Raw genomic sequence first — 19,159 nt, 5'->3', positions numbered from 1 at the left:
TGAATAAATTTCCTTAAAACTTCATGTCCTAAAGCATTAAAAGTACAAATATTAATTTCTTGATTAGAGCAATTAATTATTTGTAATATTTTTTTTGCATTTGATTAGCTGCTTTATTAGTAAAAGTAAGAGCTAAAATTTTTGCTAGAAATGTTTTCTTTCTTGATTAAATAAGCTATTTTCATGATTAAAGTAGTAGTTTTTCCAGTTCCTGCTCCAGCTACTAAACAAAAACTTAGCGCTTTTGAAGTTACTGCTTTCATTTGCTTTGGATTTAATTTTTTTAACTAATTATCTATTTGAGAAAACATATTTATCCCTTTGATTTTTTGTTAACATAAAAAAATATAAAAACTAATTGATAACTGTTATTTTTTTTAAACTAACTATTTCATTAAAAATAAGTTTTTGTTCTTTTACTTGAGTTAACACAAAAAAACCTTGTCTTAAAAATTGTAATGTAGCATTTAAAGTCGTTTTTTGTAAACTTTTTTCGACAAAACCTTTTTTGATTTGCCAAGAGTTATTATTAAAATCACCATTTTCTGTTAAAAGAGGAGTAAAAAAATTAAAAGTACTTGGACAAGCAGTAGTTGCTTCTACAAAATGAATAGTACCATTAGGTTGTCTTTCTTTAAAACTGCTACCACTTTGAGTTTTACAATCATATGTTACCAAAACTTCAATTACTTCTCCTTCGTTGTTTTTAACAACATCACAAGCTTTAATAAAATAAGCATGAAAGAGACGAACTTCTTCTCCTAAAGTTAATTTTTTATATTTTAAATTAGGTTTAACAACTGCAAAATCATCTTTTTCAATATATAAATGACGAGAAAAGTAAATAGTTCTTGTTTGAACCTGATTGGAATTTTTAGGATAAAAAGGGGCTTTTAGTTCTTCTATTTTATTTTCAGAATAATTGATAATTGTTACTTTTAAAGGGTTAATAACTGCCATCCTCGGTAAAGCTTGAGGATATAAATCATTACGAATAAAAGATTCTAGCATTTCCTTTTTTATTTGTGAATTAACTTTGGATAATCCTGTTTCTAAAACAAAATTTCTAATTGCTTGAGGAGAATAACCTCTTTTTCTAATTCCTGATAAAGTAGGCATTCTAGGATCGCCCCAACCAGTAACTATTTTCTTGTCCACCAATTCTTTTAAGTATCTTTTACTCATTAAAGTTTGAGTTAAATTAAGACGTCCAAATTCAATTTGACGTGGAATATGCTTTACTTGTGTTTCTTTAATAACCCAATCATATAAAGGACGATGATCTTCAAATTCTAAAGAACATAAAGAATGAGAAATGTTTTCAAAAGAATCTTCTAAAGGATGAGCATAATCGTAAGTAGGGAAAATATGCCAATGTTCTTGTTTCAAAGTAACAGCTGAAAGAATGCGGTAAAGCACTGGATCTCTTAAATTAAGATTTGGGCTTCCCATATCAATTTTAGCTCGTAAAACTTTACTACCATTACAAAATTTTCCTGTTGCCATTTTTTCAAAAAGAGATATGTTTTCTTCAATACTGCGATTACGATAAGGGGAATCAGTTCCTTTTTCCAACAAAGTACCTCTTGATTTAGTAATTTGTTCAGAAGTAAGGCTATCAACATAAGCCTTACCTTTTTTAATTAAAAAAAGAGCTTTTTGATACATTAACACAAAATAATCAGAAGCAAAGGAAATACGATCAGGTTGATACCCTAACCATTGAATATCTTTTAAAATAGCATCTACATAAATTTGTTTTTCTTTAGAGGGGTTAGTATCATCATAACGCAAAATGGTTTTACCTTGAAAATATTTGGCTAATTCGAAATTAATAATAATGGCACGTGCATGTCCTAAATGTAAAAATCCATTTGGTTCAGGAGGAAAACGAGTAATAATTTTATTATATTTCCTTTGTTCCAAATCTTTTTGAATAATGGTCTTGATAAAATTAGAAATTTTTTGCATTTTTTCTGTATTCAACATTACTTTTATATCCTGATCTTATTTTTTAATTTGATATTTTTTGATTATTAACATATATGAACATAATATATATATTTTAATGTTTTCGTTATTACTTATTGTTTCTTGGTTTCTTATTGTTTTATTTTATTTTAATTTCATTTATAAATAAACTTTTTGATTGCAAATAAACTTTGCTTTTTTATAAATAAACTTCATAAACTTTACTTTGAAAGTAAAAAGTACAATAATTAAACCTGAAATAAAACAAATTTTAATTGTTTAACCATTAAATTATTTCTTAATTATTGGCTTTTATTAGTTTTGTACAGTGCATTTTTTTATACATGAACCATCAACTTTTATGTACTTTTTTAAATATTCGATAAAGAGTTTTTATTTTATTTTTTTACTTTTTTTACTAGTTACATAATTTTAAATAATTGTATCTATATAACAGCAAAATAAAAAAATTAAAATAACTCTAGTAAAGATTTTATCAAAAGAACTAAACGAAAGTAAAAAAAATTATCTAATTATTGAAAAAAATAAATGAAAAAACAAAAAAAATATAAATTAACATTATCGAAAAATAAAAAATATCAAATCCTTTATTATTTTATTTTCAAATCAATTTTAATTATGTTATACTAAAAGTAATGATGAATAGTAATAATTATTAAGGTCAAAAAAATAATTATCTAGATAAGATCAATTTTAATTATATTAAAAACAATGATAAAAAATAGTCATAGTTATTCAGAAATATATTTCCTATAGAAATGTAATTCTTTGAAAAATTTTAACAATCATTCTTTAGATTTAAAAGAAAATTTATGTCGTTGTATTATAATAAATTATTATCTTTATTTCAAAGGAGCACTAAAAAAATGTTTTTTTGTTACCCTTTTTTACAAAAATTAAAAGAAACACTTGCAAAACTTCGCAAAATAGACATAAATGAATTTTCTAATAACAATAATGTTTTTATAAGTGATTTAGCAAAATTACAAAATGAGTATGAATTCCACAAAAAAGAACTAAAAATTAAATATCAAAAAAAAATTCTTGAAATTTATCAAAAAATCGAAAAATTAGAAAACAAAAGAAAAAATATTTTAAAACAAAAAAATCTTCAAAATCATAAAAATCAAGATTTTTTTACCCAAGAAATAAAAAACCACAAAATTAAAGATAACGATAGAATTAATTATTTAAAAAGCGCATTTCAAAAAGAAATTGAAAACCAAAAAAAACAAAATTACAAAAAAGAAAAACATCTTTTAACTCAACTAAATAAAAAAAAAGAAAATATTAATTATTTATTGCTTTCACTAGAAAATCAAAAAAAACAATTTGAAATCAAAAATATTCAAAATCACCAAGTTTTAAAACAAAATTTTTATACTAAAGACTTTTCATTAAATCAAAAAAATAAAGAATTAATTAAACAATTAGAATTAGCTTTGCAAAAATTATCACACAAACAAGAAAATAATTCAAAAAAACTTGAAGTAATATATAACCAAAAACAAGAGATATACCAAAAAAACATCAATAAAACTCATAAAATTTATCAACACAAATTAAATATACATGATAAATTTTATGATGTCATTAAAAATAACTACGAAAATGATAAAAATAAAATTCAAACTAAACAACAATTTTTTTTTCAAAAAATAATTCCTATTCCTTTTTTAAATCAACCATTTGTTGAATTTCATTTAAATACAAAAGATCAAAAAGAAAAAAACCACCTTTTTAACACAAAAGAAGAAAATGAGTTATCTTATTTAAAAAAGATGCTTTTATGGAAAAAAAAATATAATTACCTTAATCAAAATCACCAAAAAGAAATAAATTGGTGGCATTTAGAAAAAAAACAACAAGATGAAATTCATGAAAAATACAAAAAAAAATTAAACAAAATTCATTATTATCAAAAACAAAAATTAAATTATTTATTTTCTCAAAAAATAAATGATATTCAATTACAAATTAAACAAATTCTAAATTTGCATTTACAAGAAAGCGCTCTTTTTGATAATGAAAACAATTATCAAAAAACATTTTTTGCTTATCGCAAGAATGCTTTAGTTTTGAAAAAAATCAATAATAAGAACCAAATCGAATATTATCATAATTTTTTTCACAATAAAAACTTATTTGAGTTCAAAAACAAAAGTATTGTTTTGCAACTTAAATTAGAAAAAATAAAAATTTACTTTAATTATTTTACTCAAATCACCCAATTAAAAAAAGAAATTGGCTTTTTAGAAAATGAATTTAATGTTGAACAATTGTTTAGGGAAGATAATTTTATCATTTATCAACTTCAAGAAACAAATAAAAAATATTTTTTTTTAAAAGAAGCCCATTTACAAAATATATACATTAATTATCTTATTAAAAAACAAGTTTTTTGTGGAAAACACCATCTAACCAAATTATTAAATTTCCTCAAGCAAAATCAATCCCAAAACAAAGATAAAACCATTATTTTAAAACAATTACAACAAGAAATAAACTGTTTGGATTTTGCTTTTAAAAATAAAATTTTTCCCTTAGAACAAAATATTTTAAATGAAATCAATAACATTGTTGACAATCATTTAATAAATTCTGTAGAAAAACAATTTGATTATCTTTCTTTATTGAATCAAACAAAATATCATTATCAAAAAGAGCAAAATTTGGGAAAAATAGAAATTATCACACAAATTATTATTTTTTATGAAAAACAATTATCTTTTATTAGCGAAAACATTCAAAATAAAATTATTCAAAATAAAAGTATTCAAAAAAAAAGTATTAAAAATATTATTAATAGATTTTTTTGGAATCATTTACCAAACTCTTTAGAACAAATTTATCGTCAAATTAACATTCAAAAAGACAAATTCAATAAACAAAATCATCAACTTAAACAGCAACAAAAATTAATAGAAAATAACTATCAACAAAAAATAAAAAAATATATTCAAATCCATAATCAAAAAATCAATGAAATTAAAATATTGCAACAAAAACTTTTGTTTTTATGGCAAAAATTACCTTGCGATACTCCAAAAATAACATTAGATTCTTTATCCCGTTCCCAAAAAAACCACTTATGTAAATTTTTAAAAACTTTACAAACAATAATTAAAAAAACAATTCAAGATATTTTTCTTTATTTTTATTATCAAGAACATATTTTGCAACAAAATAATCTATGTTCTATTTTCGAACCACAAAACCCAAAAATAGCAACATCTAAAATAAAAGAACAATTAGATGAAAACCAATCCTTTCAATTTGAAGAATTTTTATTAAAAAAAAATCCACCTAGAGATAAAATCATTAATTCCTTTATTGAAAAAACATTTCTGGCAAAACAAAAAAAAATATTACACGAAATCGAAAAAAAGAAAACTCAAAAACAACAAGAATTATTGCAAAAAACCAACTCAAGAAAACAAAAAATAGAACTATTAAATGAAAATTTAGTAAATGCTTTAAATGATTTACAAAAATCTTGGGAAAATATTCAAAAAAAATTACAAAAAAAATTAGACACTTTGAGAAAAGATAGTTTATTACAATTCAAAAACAAAGAAAAATTATTTTTTGAAAATACAAAAAAAACCCTTAAGAAAAAAAATCATGAAATTTATAAAAATTTTGCTTTTAAAAAAGAAAAAATATATAAAAAAATGAATCAAAAAGATCGAAATTATAATAAAAAAATTATCCAAATAGATAACCAAATTAAACATAATCAAAAAAAAATATCTCAAAAAATAAAGATTCCTTTTTTTAAACAAAAATTTAGGAAAATGATGATTCAATGGTCTTTATGGCGTCAAAAACATCAAAAAAATAAAGAAATCAATATCTATTACCGTAAAAATAAGCAAAAAATTAAGCAACAAATTCATTTTGAAAAAAACCTTTTTTAAAAAATAAAAAAATTATAATTAAAAAACAATTAACCTACTTAAAAAAATAATATATTGATAATTTAATAAAAAAAATCCAAATAATAGGGAGGTCATTCCAATTACTAATAACAATCAAATTTTAATTCAAACTCAAAATTTATCTAAAAATTTTATTATCAAAAAAAATCTTTTGCAAACCAATGTTTTCTTAAAAGCTAATAAAAATATTAATTTATCTATTTTCAAAGGAGAAACTTTAGCTATAGTTGGTGGTTCTGGTTCAGGTAAATCTACTTTTGGACAAGTGCTTTTACAATTGCAAAAACCTACTAAAGGACATGTCTTTTATCATCAAGATAATGATAAAATCATTGATTTAACTCAGACTAATAACAAAACAAAACGCACTTTAAGAAAAGACTTACAAATTATTTTTCAAGATCCTTTTGCTTCGCTTGATCCACGCTTTAAAATATCAGATATCATTGGAGAAGGGCTTTTAATCCATAAAATGGCTAAAAATCGTAAAGATTTAATATATAAACAAATGATTTTAGATATCATGAAAAAATGTGGCATTGACCTTTCATTTTATGAACGTTATCCTCATCAATTATCAGGTGGTCAAAGACAAAGAATTGCCATTGCAAGAGCTTTAATAGTTAAACCTAAATTTGTTGTTTGCGATGAAATAATATCAGCTTTAGATGTTTCTGTACAAGCTCAAATATTAAGTCTTATGAATGATTTAAAAAAAGATTATCAATTAACGTTTTTATTCATCACTCATGATTTAGGAGTAGCCCGTTATTTAAGTGATCGTATTTGTGTTATGCATTTAGGCAAAGTTATTGAAATTGCTAAATCAGAGTCTATTTTTAAAAATCCATTTCACCCTTATACTAAACAATTATTAAATGCTATTCCTAAATTAAAAACTCAAAATAAAGCTTTAAAAGAGCATGAAATCGTTTATGAAAATAAAGAGTTTAGTTTTTTATTTCAAAAGGGACAACTAGATTTAGATTGGCATCAAGTAGCACCTTATCATTTTATTGCTTGCACTTTAAGAAACCCAAAAAACCAAAAAAAAGAAATCCACAAAGGAGCTAAAACAGCATGAGTCTATTAAAAGTTAATAATTTACATACTTATTTTCAAACACAACAAGGTTTAATTAAAGCTGTTCAAGGGATTTCTTTTGAAATCAAAAAAGGAAAAACTTTAGGAATAGTAGGAGAATCTGGTAGTGGCAAAAGTCAAACAGCTATCTCTATTTTAAAACTATTTGAAAAAAATCAAACCATTTATCAAGGTGAAATTATTTTTGAAAATCAAGTTATTTCTGATTTTTCAGAAAAAGAAATGCAAAAAATTCGCGGTAATGAAATAGCTATGATTTTTCAAGATCCTACAACAAGCCTTAATCCAGTTTTTAAAATTAAAAATCAAATTATGGAAGTTTTAAAACTTCATCGCAATATTGATGATCAAACAAATTATCAAAAAATTTTAGAAATTTTAGAAAAAGTTAAAATACCTAATGTACTAAGGGTTATGAATTCCTATCCACATCAATTATCAGGTGGAATGTGTCAAAGAATTATGATTGCTATGGCTTTAGTTTGTCAACCTAAAGTTTTAATTGCTGACGAAGCTACTACTGCTTTAGATGTTATTGTTCAAAAAGAAATTATCAATTTAATCAACGCTTTACAACAAGAAGAAAAAACAGCTGTCTTATTTATTACTCATGATTTAGGAGTAGTTTCGCAAGTAGCCGATGATCTTATTGTTATGCACCAAGGTAAAATAGTAGAAAGTGCACCGACACAAGAAATTTTGCAAAATCCTAAACATCCTTATACTAAAAATTTATTAGCTAATTTTTTAAAAACAGGACTTAGTTATCAAAAAAATTAAACTTATAGAATGGGGTAAAACCAAAGTTAATGCAATAAAATAAACAAATCTTTAATATTTTAATAACCAATATTTTTATCAAATGCTTTAGATAATCAAATTTTTTAATTTCCATCAACACAAATTGAATTACTAATTATTTTTCTTTTTTTATTTTAAAATTAGTTTAAAACCAGCAAAAAAAAATAGAAAAAAGTTATTTATGAGTGTTTCGCTTGTTTTTTTTAACTCTTAATTCAATATGATTTAAAATATAAAAAAACAAGGTAATTGATTAGATATCAAGATTATTTGAGCATAAAATTTGTTTTTTTGATGTATAATTATAGTTAATAGCCATTTTTGTTTACTTTTTTTACAAAACAAACAAAAATGGCTATAAATTAAAAAATTAAAGCGACTCAAAATAATATAGAAGGGAGGATAGCATTGGTTATAAACTATTTATTGCTATTAGTGTAAAAAATATTTAATTTATCATTATAATTTTAATATTTTTTATTAAAAGATTCATTTTTTTAAAACAAATAGGAAATTTGTTGGCTTTATAAAAAAAATTTTAGATACTCTTTTTTAATAAAAATTAAACATTATAAGCATTAATTAAAATTATTTCATTCTAATTTAAACAAGCTAACCCTTGTCATCAAAAATTAATAAGTTTTTGTTTTTAGCAATCAAATATATGTTAACTATTAATATAAAAAAAAATGAAAGTTGTATAAATAATTATGAAAACGAATCAAAAGGTTAAAGCAAATATTAACAAAAACAAAAAAATAATAATATTGGTAACCGTTTTGTCTTTGGCTGTTTTATCAACAATATTATTGATTTGGAAACCTTGGAAAATTAGCAATAATAAAGATACTGTTAATATTGCTATGCCATCAGATATTAAAGGATTTGATGTTTGTTCCAGTGCACATACAAATTCTGCTTATTCACATCATACTTTTTCCATTATGCATGATACTTTATTGTATAAAGATCAAAACGGAACAATCCACCCTCGTTTGGCTGACTTGATTGAAGAAAAAAACAAAGAATTAACTTTTAAAATAAAAGATAATATCTTATTCCACAACGGCAATCGATTAACAACAGATGATGTTATTTTCACCTTTGAAAGAGGAACAAATAAAAAACATCCACAATTTTTAGAAATAGAAAAAATTGATAAAATTGATGATAAAAATTTTAAAGTGACTTTAAAAACAAATCCCCTTTGGAAAAAATTCGTTTTTTATCGTTTTTTTAATGTTTTAAACAAAGAAGCGGTTGAAAAAAACGAAAAAGAAGGATTAAAAATTGGCGCAGGTCCTTATAAATTAATTAAGTATGAACCAGATCACAAATTAAATTTTGAATTATTTGATAACTATTATAATAAAGAAAGAATTAAAAACAGTCCTAAGCAAATTAATTTAAAAATTTCTAAAGACGATGACACTAATTTACAAGAAATTCAAAATGGTGCTTTGGATGGATGCCTTACATATCCTGATATTAAAATTAACGATCTTAAGAAAAATTTAGGCGATCAAGTTAAAATAGTAGAAAATAATTCTATTACTAGTTCTTATATTTATATTAATAAACAAAAAATTATTGACAAAGATACAAGAAAAGCTATTTATCAAGCATTAAATCTTGAAAAAATAAAAAATGATTTAGAACTCCCTGTTAAAATTTTAAATAGTTATTTACCAAATGAATTGAAAGGTAATAATCCTAAATTAGGTCGTTATCAAACAGATATTGTTGCTTCTAAAAAATATGTAGAAAAGTTAACTCTTGAAAACAAGAAATTAAATATTGGTATATCAAGTGGACGCGATTATACATTACAAAATAAAATTATTGAACAATTAAAAAATGTCGGCTTTGATGCAACTTTGTCACCTGTAGAATTTAATACTTTACTTACGGATTCTTTAAAAGATGATTCTCCATATCACATGATTTTTTTAAAAGAAAACCATGAAATGGAATATGGTCATAAATCTTTAATGGATTATTTTTTAACAAACAATAATCAAACTAATTTATGTCACATCAACGAAGAAGATAAAACAGACATCGAAGATAAACTAATGAAAGCAATAGAAATTGATGATGAAAATAAATATATAAAATTAATTCAAGAAGTAAGTCGATATATTCATGATCAAGTTTATGTCATTCCTTTGTATAAAATTCCTAGTTACGTTGTTACTTCTCCAAAAATTACTCAAGGATTTGAAACAGATGATTTTTCTAATTTTGAATTTACCAATATTAGAAAACAATAATTATGAAAATAGTTAGTAATATTAAATTTTCATAAAGATAAAACAAATCACTTTTATAAATTAAATAAAAAACTATTCTAAATTTTTGAGGTACCATTTTTTGATAAAATATATTTTTAAAAAAATCTCTTATACTGCTATCTTGTTTATAACAGTGATCTTTATTAGTTTTTTTATAATGAAATTAGTTCCAGGTGATCCTATTTCCTCAATGTTTGGTCAAAAAGGGTCAACAATTGAACAAAGACGAATTTTAGAAAAAGAATTGAAATTAGATCAACCTGTTTTTATCCAATTTAAAAATTATCTTAAAAACATCTTTTTTAAATTTAATTTTGGAAATTCTTATAATGGTAATCGAGAATCTGTTTTATTTCTTTTTAATAATTCTTTTAGTAATACTTTTAAATTAGCTTTTTTAAGTTGTTTTTTTGGTTCCTGCTTAGGAATTGTTGGCGGAGTCTTAGCTGCTTTTTATAAAGAAACCAAAAAAAGCTTTTGTCTAGAATTCTTAGCTATTATTATTATTTCAGCCCCTACTTTTGTTATTGGTTTTTTATTACAAATTACTTTAGGCCATTATATGGGTCTTTTCCCTATCTCTGGTTTTAACACCCCTAAACAAATGGTTTTGCCTATTTTAACCTTATCTTTGGCTATTAGTGGTCCTATCTTTAAAACTACACAAACAACTATGATAGATTGCTTAGATCAACCTTATATCACTGTTGCTTATGCCAAAGGATTATCTAAAACAAAAGTTATTTTTAAACACGCTTTAAAAAATGCTTTAATTCCTATTGTCGCTCACATTGGCTTAATCTTAAGTTTTTTAATTGGTGGCTCTATTATTACTGAATATATTTTCAATATTAAAGGTGTGGGTAATTTAATGATTCGTTCATTTGAAAATAGGGATTTTCCTGTTATTCAAGGATGTATTATTTTATTAGCTTTGTTTATTGCTATTTGGAATTTATTGTTAGATTTATTCTATCTTTGGTTAGACCCTAAAATAAATAAAAAAGGATAAAAAATGTTAGAAGGATATCACCATCAATAATGAAATATATTTCTCAAATATTGAATTTTAAAAAACATTATCAAAATTGTCTTAAAAATAAAAGTATTTTTTTTGGATGTGTTTTTTTAATTCTTTTATGTTTAACCATTTGTTTATTTCCTTTAACTTCTTTGTATAATCCTGATAAATCTTCTTTTAAACGTTTACAAAGTTTTAATTGGATTAACTGGATGGGAACCGATGCCACCGGTTATGATTTATTCAGTCGTGTTTTAGCAGGAACTAAAATTTCTTTGACAATTGGTTTTTATGCTATTATGTTAGCAAGTTTATTAGGAACTGTTTTAGGAATGATATCTGGTTATTTTCGCGGTATTATTGATAATATCATTAATTTTATCTGTGATATTTTAATAGTTTTTCCAGATATTATTTTAGCCATTATTATTATGTTTTTTTTACATAAAAGTAAATTATCATTAGTAGTTGTTTTAAGTATTTCTAATACTTTTGCTTTTATTCGTATTATAAGATCAAATACTTTAAAAATTAAACAAAAAGATTTTATTAAAGCTGCAAAAGCTTTAGGAGCTAATCATTTTTCAATTTTAACTAAACATATTTTGCCTCATCTTTACCCTATTATTATTACAAGAATTACTATTGGAATGGCTACTGTTATTTTAACCATTTCAGGATTAGGTTTTATTGGTTTAGGACTTGACCCTACTATTCCTGAATGGGGCAACATACTAAGTTCTTCTAAAAGTGATATGCGTTTTTATCCTCATTTATTTTTTGGTCCTTTTATTATTGTTTTATTAACTAGTTTATCTTTTAACTTAATTGGTAAAGGTTTAATTAATTTATTTAACCCTAAAAAACAAAATTAATATATTAGGCAAAATCCAAATTTCTTCATAATTAACAATTATAAATAATGATCAATAATTACTATTGATACTATTTTTATTAAACAATTAAAACTTAGTTTTATTTTATTAAAGAGGCTGTCTACAGTCTTTTTTTTATTATTTGCTCTCATAACGTTCCCTAACAATATAAAACTTAGATAAAATAAACAAAAAAAGAAGTAAAAAAAATTATAATTTTAAAAATATTTGCTAAAATAATGTAGTATTAGAAATATTTTTTTTCTTTATTTTAATTAAATTTTTATCAAATATTAATTTATATTTAAAGTTAAAAATTAACCCAATTAAGGAAATATAAAAATATAAATCAAACAAAACAACGGAAAAGAGAGTTTTTTTAAAAAAATGAGTTATTATTTAAAAATACGTCAAAAAATAGGACATGATCCTTTATTTTCTCCAGGGGCTTCCATTATTGTTTATGAACATAACAAATACCTCTTACAATTTCGAAATGATTTTAAAGTTTGGGGACTTAATGGTGGAGCCATGGATTTAGGGGAAACTGCCCAAGAAACCGCTTTAAGAGAGTTACAAGAAGAAACTAATTTAAAAGCATTAGAAATATATCCTTTTAAAACTTTTACAGGAAAACAATTTATCATTGCTTATCCTAACAACGATGTTATCTATCCTATTGTTATGGCTTTTGTTGTAACTAAAACAGAAGGTAAAATGAAAATACAAAAAGAAGAAGTAAAAAGATTAAAATGGTTTGAAGAAGAAAAATTGCCAATAAACAAAATGATGGAAATTGACAAAATTTTTTTAAAAGAATTTATAGCAATTAAAAATAAAAAAATAAAAAATTTACCTACAATAAGTTAGATATATTAATTTAATATAATAATCAAATATTTAACTTAATTTCTTGATTTACTTTTGATTTATCAATTATTTAATTATAAACACTTATTTGTTAAAACTATTATAATTATTTATATTTACTAATAAAATCCAAACTGCTTGCAGTTTGGATTTTTGTCTTATTAATTATCTTTAATTGACTTAACATACATAAAGACATCACCTCTTAAAACGTATTATTACTAAATTAATGAATTTTTATTTTTAAAAAAATCAAAAAAGGAGATTATTTCAAACACTTCCAAACAAAATTAAAAAAGAAAAATAAAAAATTTTATAATAACTTTTATTTTAATTATTATTACGGTATTCCGTTTTTTTAGTACAACTTTTGTTTTTAAAATTATTCTTTAAGATTTAAAATTAAGTTATAATTTCATATCTTTTCAAATTAACAAAGCATTTTGTAAATTTGGATGTTTTTGTTTTATGTTTTGAATTATTTTTTTTTGCCAATCTAAAAAATTTATTAACTTCTTTGTTAATAGGGGTTTTTTAAAATTTGTTTATTTTCTTTTTTTGTTTGGCATCGATATTATTACTTGATGATTGTTAAAAAGAAATAATATTGCTATAAAAGTAATTAAACAAAGATAAATTATGTTAAATTTATTATTTAACTTAAACACGAATTAACTCTCCTTTTATCTTCTTCCTCGTTTGAGGTGATTTCATAAAGGGAGTTGAGGGGGTGATAAAATGTGGATTGTTAGTTTATTTCACTTTATTTTTCATTTCTGTTTTATTAATTTAATTAATCTCGTAAAAATAATTTAAAAGATGTTTTTTTAATTATTTAAATTTGAAAATTGAAAAAGGTTTATTTTTTTAAAAATTTATTTTAATTTTTATAAATATTAATTTAATAATTATTTTTTCAATAAATAATTTAAATAAATTTTGTTGTTGAAAATCTTTATGCATAGGTGTTTCATTATTATTATTTTTTTTGTTTGAAATATTATCTTGGTTATTCATCGCCATTATTTGATTATTATTAAAAATAAATAATAATCCTATAAAAGTAATTAAACAAAAATAAATTGTTTTAAATTGATTTTTTAATTTAAACATTATTTATTAAATCTCCTTTATTTATTCCTCAGATGAGATAATTACGTAGAAGAAGCTTACATTTTCTAAATGATTTTCCTCTAAAGATTTTGTGAATTATTATAATCACGTTGCAATAAATCTCTGAGTTTGATTGTATCTGATAATACGCCATTTAATCCCTCGATTTTGTTTTTATCTTCTTTCTTTTCTGATCAAGTTCACTTATTTGTTTATTATAATAATCACATTCTTGTTGTAATTCAACGATTTCCCTTTTATCTTTTTTTTCTATATGATAATATTTTTTTTTGTGATTCTCTTGTTTTTTTCAATTACGGTTATTTTTTTTGAAGAAAGGTTGGTTAATGTTAAATACTTCATGTTCGTTTTCAGATAAGATATAAGATGCAATTTTATCAAATTTATCTTTTTAGTTATTTTAATTTTAGTTTTTAGAAGTTCTATTTTATGTTTGGTTCTTTTTTTCTGTATTATGGTTTATGATTAAACAATGGATTTTGTTAAGTTTGTTTTTTTTGCTTTTTTTTCTTAAAATAAATCTAATTGTAATGAAAATTATAACAAAAATTATAACTATAATAAATTCTTTATAATTTTAAAAAAATTTCATTCTTTAATGGCCTTTCCGATAATAATAGTAAATTATATTTTCTTTTAAAAAAATTAATTACTATTATTATACAATTTTATTTGTTTAAATTTAAAGAAAAAATTTTATATTGATAAACTTCACGAAAATGGAACCAGTTAAGAACAACACTTTTTAAGAAAAAAAATATAATTTTTTCTCAAAAAAACAAATTGTCTATTGATTACTTTTAATATAACTTAAAATAGATTTATGTCAACAAGAAAAATATATTATATAAATTAGACCTCTCTATCAACTACCCCAAAAAAAAATATCCATATTTTTAATTACTAATATCATCTTTATTTTATTATTTATTCCTATTTATTTAATTTTTATTATTTAATCTGATTACTAATTTTATGTTTATCAAATGTTTATCAATTGAATTTTTAAAGACTCAAACAAAAGAATAATAAAGTTGCATTTTAATTTTTAAACAAAAAAAATCAACTTAAAAGTTGATCTTAATTGCTATTTTTTTATATATGCGTTATATAAAATTTTAAAATACATTTCAAATTTTACAAATCAAAATTTGATAATTTTTACTAATTTTTATTCATAATTTCAATAACATAATTATTTACACATTTTTCAATTTTATCTATTTCTCCTTTTGAATTATATATATTACGGTAAATAATTTTTTTAGTTTTTTCTCTAGGATTATTAGAGTGTTTTATATATGTTATAAATAATAATTCGTTTGTAGGGCTATATGTATAATCATATAAAGAATTTAATGTATCATCTTGATTATATATGAAAACATCATCTAATAACAATTCATTATTTTGAGTTAATTTATAAGTAGGAACATAATGTATACATGTAACATTGCAAAATTTTGCATTAATATTTATTAATGTTTGATCTTTATTATAATAACTATAAGATTCAAAATTTATTGAGTTAGAATCTATTGTCGTAACTTCAATTTGTTCATTAGAATTATATGTATAAACAAATTCATCGTTTAATCCATAATCATCATCATTATTATTAATATTATTTTTATATTCTTTAATTGATTTTAAATTGTTTCTTTCTTTATGACAAAAAACAAATTTACTATTCTCAGAAATCCCTTCTTCATTGTTGCGAGGATATAATAAAATATTTAACTTATTAACAAAAAAACTAGGCATAGGTATAGGTGGTTCATCTGAAAATGGTGTTATTATATGATTCATTTCATGAAATAGTTGTTGCGGTATTAAAGTAATTTTTGGAGATGGTTTATCATTTTTATTTGTATTAGCAAAAATATTATTATTTATTAATAATAAAGCTATAATTAAAATAAAAAATAACTTAAAATTTATTTTAAAAAAATTTTTATTTTCTTTTTTCATTAAAGAAACAAAAATCCTCCTTTTTTTAATAATTTTATAAGAAAAAAAATTAAATTGTTAATAAATCATAAAGAAATTTCTTCTTATAGAAATATTATATAACAAATATTTAAGTTTTAATAATCATTTTCTATTATTCTGTTTTTTTGAATTGTAAGTGTTCAAAAAATGTGATAATCTATATTAAAATAGAACCAGTTAATAAAATGGCTAAAAATTTCTAAAAATAGTTATTATCGATAACTATAGAACAAAGCATTAATCCTAAGGCCACATAATGACTTGGAAAAAGCATTGTTTCAAATATGCAAACAAAACTGATATATTACAACTACAAGAATTAGAAAAAGAAGTTTAGTATATCAGGTAGTTCATCAAGAATTAAAGGGAGTCGGTTTTAAGATTAATGCTAAAACAGTGTTGTTCTTAACTGGTTCCATTTTCGTGGAGCTTATCCTAACCACAATTGATGAGGATTAGGAATTTGATAATGCCAAACGTGTTTTTCTTCTCTAAAAGAGGTGTTATTGGATTTATGGGTTTTTTGAGGCATTGAAGGGGAGTGGCTTTTTCTTATCAGTTTATTGATTGCAAATTTTATTTTTGGAATTGCGTAAGCAATAAAGTCATAACCTAAATTTTGTTAATTATTGAGAGCTTTCATTAATCCTAAGATTCCTTCTTGGTATAATTCCTTTCTTTCTAATAAACGCGGATAATATTAAATCTGTTTACTATCTTATTTACTAACGGTAAATGTAAATTGATTAATTGATTACGAATTTCTAAATTCTTTTTATTTTTTAAAAATTCTTTAAATAATTCTTGTCTTAACATTTTATGCCTTTCCAAAAATATCTTTTGAAAAGATATGAAAATTATTTTAGTCTTTGAAAAGAAAAAAGACTAATGACTTAATCATTAGTCTTAAAAAATTTTTAAAAAGTAAAAAGTGTCTAAACTTTTGGAACACGGCAAAGGAGTGGAAAAAGGCGCCTGTGCAAGTGACATCATAATATTTTAAGATGTTAGGGATGTCGGCTGTTTCTAGGATGTTGATGTCATATCTTTTTAATTTGGGTTGATAAGCTAACCATTCTTGTTGGAGGGTTTGGTAGTCCGCTAGTTTTATTTTGGATTTGGTTTGTTTATGAAAATAGTTATGAGTATAGATAGAATTATTAAAGAAGATAGAACTTAAAAAGAGAATGATTAATAAAACTTTTTTAGGGATTTATTTTGAGTCATGTCTTTTTGCCTCCTTTGGTTTTTAATTTTATGGCCTAGCCAATTGTTGTGTGTGTTGGGTTGGGTAAAAGAAAAAGACCCTGGAGGGTCTTTGAATGATAAATATTTTATTATTGATGTTGTTCTTTGTTATAATTCTTCATTGGTCCAGCATCTTTTAAATCTGAAATTATTGTAATTCTAGACATTTAAATCTCCTTAAATTTTATTTAAATTCTTTAGCTGTATAATCAGCAACTTTGAAATCTTAAACTGTAAATCCAGCATTTCTTAATTCTTCAACTGTATACCCAGCATATTTTAATTCGTTAATTGTATACCAATGTCCAGCATTTTTTAAATCTTTAGCTGTAAAACCAGCATTTTTTAAATCCCAAGCTCTATAATCATTATTTTTTAATGCTCTAGCTGTATATCAAGCAGCTTTTAATTCTTCAATTGTAAATCCAACATTTATTAAATCATAAATTCCAACCCCTAATTTTTTAAAATCTGCAACTGTTTTATAAAGTTTAGTTTTAAAATATTTAACTTGACCATTTTTATCTATTTCTTTGAATTTTTTTTCATTATCATCAAATTCTTCAATAGAACCATCAATATTTTTACATTTTATTAATTTTTCTTTAACAGGTTCTACAACTGTTTCAGTTACTGGTGTTTTAATAGGTTCTATAGTTTCTTAGTTTCTTGAGCTTTTTGTTTTTCTTCTTCTAATTTTTTATTTTTGTTAATCTTTGGTTTTTGATCAATTTTAGTAAAATTTTCTTTTGTTTCTTTTTTTAAATGCTTCTAATTTTAAATCCACTTAGTTTATATTATCTTTTAAATGATTGTAATTAAGATCAATATGTTCTTTTAAATTTTTATGTTTAGTAAACTGAATTGTGGTAAGTAAGGTTATAATAAGGACCATAAGACCATAAAAATATAATTGTTGTTGTGGTTTGTTCATGTTCTTTTTTTCCTTTTCTTTCTTGGTTTGTTTTTTTATAAACTCCTTTTAATTTAAGTTAATGGCCTAAACAGTTATTGTGTGTGGGTTGGGCAAAAGAAAAAGACCCTGTAGGGTCTTATTATTGTAGTATTTGTAATTTTTTGTTATTATAGTAGTTGTGTTAATTTTGGTTATTTTGTCTTTGTTGATTATATTGGTATCGTCTTATTATTTGTTGATTTATAATTCTAATATTATTCTGTACTATATCTATTCTTGCTGAAATTTGACGCATTCTATTTAAACGCGTTTCTGAATTTAAAGTCATATTATTAAAAGTGTTTATTAATTGTTGCATCAAATTGTTTTGTTCTTCTTCGAATTGGGTTTTTCTTATATCTAAATTTATTCCAGGTGATGCGTATATTTGGTTATTTACTATAAATAATAATCCTATAAAAGCAATTAAACAAAGATAAATTGTTTTTAATTGTTTTTTTAATTGAACCATAAATCAAATCTCCTTTAATTTTTATTTTTACCACCCACTAGGGTGTTTTTTGTTCATTTCGGCTTCTTTGGTTTTATCATTATTGTGTTTATCTTTGAAGAAGGATAAAGTACGGCGAACAGGGAGGCGGTCTTGGATAGTTATTATTTCAAAAGAACTTTTATTAGTTTTATCATTAAATTGTTGTTGGTAATAACCAATGCCATTAAGCAATCGAATTTATTATAATAAAATTCGATCATATAATTAGTTCGGCCGTTATGATCATTTTCTTTTCATTCACTGATTTTATTAATATCAGTTTTATCTAGGATAGGAATAGGATCTTTAGGAAGTTGAATAACCCCTGTTTCATTTAAGATGATAAAAACAATCAAAGCGACAATGATAAAAATAATTATTAAGAAAAACCATTTGATTATTTTTTTAATTTTGATCATATTTATTAATTCCTTTGGAA

The 19,159-nt window shown here is 22.6% G+C and carries 13 protein-coding genes and 3 pseudogenes; 7 read left to right on the top strand and 9 right to left on the bottom strand.

The genetic code is table 11. The features are described 5' to 3' along the window. Positions 1 to 76: 76 nt before the first annotated feature. A pseudogene (locus tag J8J04_RS01650) lies at positions 77 to 263 on the bottom strand (UvrD-helicase domain-containing protein). Positions 264 to 354: 91 nt separating this feature from the next. Next, entirely contained in the window at positions 355 to 1,989 is a 1,635-nt protein-coding gene (gene glnS, locus J8J04_RS01645) for a glutamine--tRNA ligase (protein ID WP_425305783.1), read from the bottom strand. 815 nt (positions 1,990 to 2,804) lie between these two features. Here glnS and J8J04_RS01640 point away from each other — a divergent pair. The 7 genes from J8J04_RS01640 (at position 2,805) to J8J04_RS01610 (ending at position 12,898) form a co-directional block, all read left to right on the top strand. After that, positions 2,805 to 5,912 carry a cytadherence high molecular weight protein 2 gene (locus J8J04_RS01640; protein ID WP_212331414.1) on the top strand — a complete coding sequence of 1,036 codons (3,108 nt, stop codon included), beginning with the start codon at positions 2,805 to 2,807 and terminating at the stop codon, positions 5,910 to 5,912. Positions 5,913 to 6,084: 172 nt separating this feature from the next. Continuing rightward, entirely contained in the window at positions 6,085 to 7,017 is a 933-nt protein-coding gene (locus J8J04_RS01635) for an ATP-binding cassette domain-containing protein (protein WP_225885814.1), read from the top strand. Continuing rightward, a complete protein-coding gene (locus J8J04_RS01630) occupies positions 7,014 to 7,817 on the top strand; it encodes an ABC transporter ATP-binding protein (RefSeq protein ID WP_212331411.1) in 804 nt (267 codons plus the stop codon). Before J8J04_RS01635 ends, J8J04_RS01630 begins: the two co-directional genes overlap by 4 nt. Positions 7,818 to 8,548: 731 nt before the next feature. Beyond that, positions 8,549 to 10,111, top strand: a complete 1,563-nt coding sequence (locus J8J04_RS01625; RefSeq protein WP_212331408.1) for an ABC transporter substrate-binding protein — start codon at positions 8,549 to 8,551, stop codon at positions 10,109 to 10,111. Positions 10,112 to 10,196: 85 nt separating this feature from the next. After that, the gene (locus tag J8J04_RS01620; protein ID WP_308705531.1) at positions 10,197 to 11,144 is read left to right on the top strand and encodes an ABC transporter permease; all 948 of its coding nucleotides are present in this window, start codon (positions 10,197 to 10,199) and stop codon (positions 11,142 to 11,144) included. 29 nt (positions 11,145 to 11,173) lie between these two features. Further along, the gene (locus J8J04_RS01615) at positions 11,174 to 12,028 is read left to right on the top strand and encodes an ABC transporter permease (protein WP_212331404.1); all 855 of its coding nucleotides are present in this window, start codon (positions 11,174 to 11,176) and stop codon (positions 12,026 to 12,028) included. A gap of 387 nt (positions 12,029 to 12,415) precedes the next feature. Then, the gene (locus J8J04_RS01610; protein WP_212331402.1) at positions 12,416 to 12,898 is read left to right on the top strand and encodes an NUDIX hydrolase; all 483 of its coding nucleotides are present in this window, start codon (positions 12,416 to 12,418) and stop codon (positions 12,896 to 12,898) included. 867 nt (positions 12,899 to 13,765) lie between these two features. Here the strand turns inward: J8J04_RS01610 and J8J04_RS01605 are convergent. The 7 genes and pseudogenes from J8J04_RS01605 to J8J04_RS03130 form a co-directional block, all read right to left on the bottom strand. Continuing rightward, positions 13,766 to 14,011 (bottom strand): SVM family protein, encoded by a 246-nt coding sequence (locus tag J8J04_RS01605; RefSeq protein WP_212331400.1) that lies wholly within the window; start codon positions 14,009 to 14,011, stop codon positions 13,766 to 13,768. A 1,185-nt stretch (positions 14,012 to 15,196) separates the two neighbouring features. Further along, positions 15,197 to 16,003, bottom strand: a complete 807-nt coding sequence (locus tag J8J04_RS01600; protein WP_212331397.1) for a hypothetical protein — start codon at positions 16,001 to 16,003, stop codon at positions 15,197 to 15,199. Positions 16,004 to 16,460: 457 nt separating this feature from the next. Next, positions 16,461 to 16,840: pseudogene (locus J8J04_RS01595) on the bottom strand (sigma-70 family RNA polymerase sigma factor); the annotation flags it as partial. A gap of 1,219 nt (positions 16,841 to 18,059) precedes the next feature. After that, the gene (locus tag J8J04_RS01585) at positions 18,060 to 18,206 is read right to left on the bottom strand and encodes a hypothetical protein (RefSeq protein WP_212331395.1); all 147 of its coding nucleotides are present in this window, start codon (positions 18,204 to 18,206) and stop codon (positions 18,060 to 18,062) included. 163 nt (positions 18,207 to 18,369) lie between these two features. Continuing rightward, entirely contained in the window at positions 18,370 to 18,699 is a 330-nt protein-coding gene (locus tag J8J04_RS01580) for an SVM family protein (RefSeq protein ID WP_212331392.1), read from the bottom strand. A gap of 27 nt (positions 18,700 to 18,726) precedes the next feature. Beyond that, positions 18,727 to 18,912 (bottom strand): hypothetical protein, encoded by a 186-nt coding sequence (locus tag J8J04_RS03135; RefSeq protein WP_225885813.1) that lies wholly within the window; start codon positions 18,910 to 18,912, stop codon positions 18,727 to 18,729. 62 nt (positions 18,913 to 18,974) lie between these two features. After that, positions 18,975 to 19,159: pseudogene (locus J8J04_RS03130) on the bottom strand (hypothetical protein); the annotation flags it as partial.

It is taken from the genome of 'Fragaria x ananassa' phyllody phytoplasma, assembly GCF_018274325.1.
Classification (GTDB): Bacteria; Bacillota_I; Bacilli_A; order Acholeplasmatales; family Acholeplasmataceae; genus Phytoplasma.
Note: the sequence above shows the minus strand (reverse complement) of the source record. Positions and strands in the feature narration are given on the sequence as shown.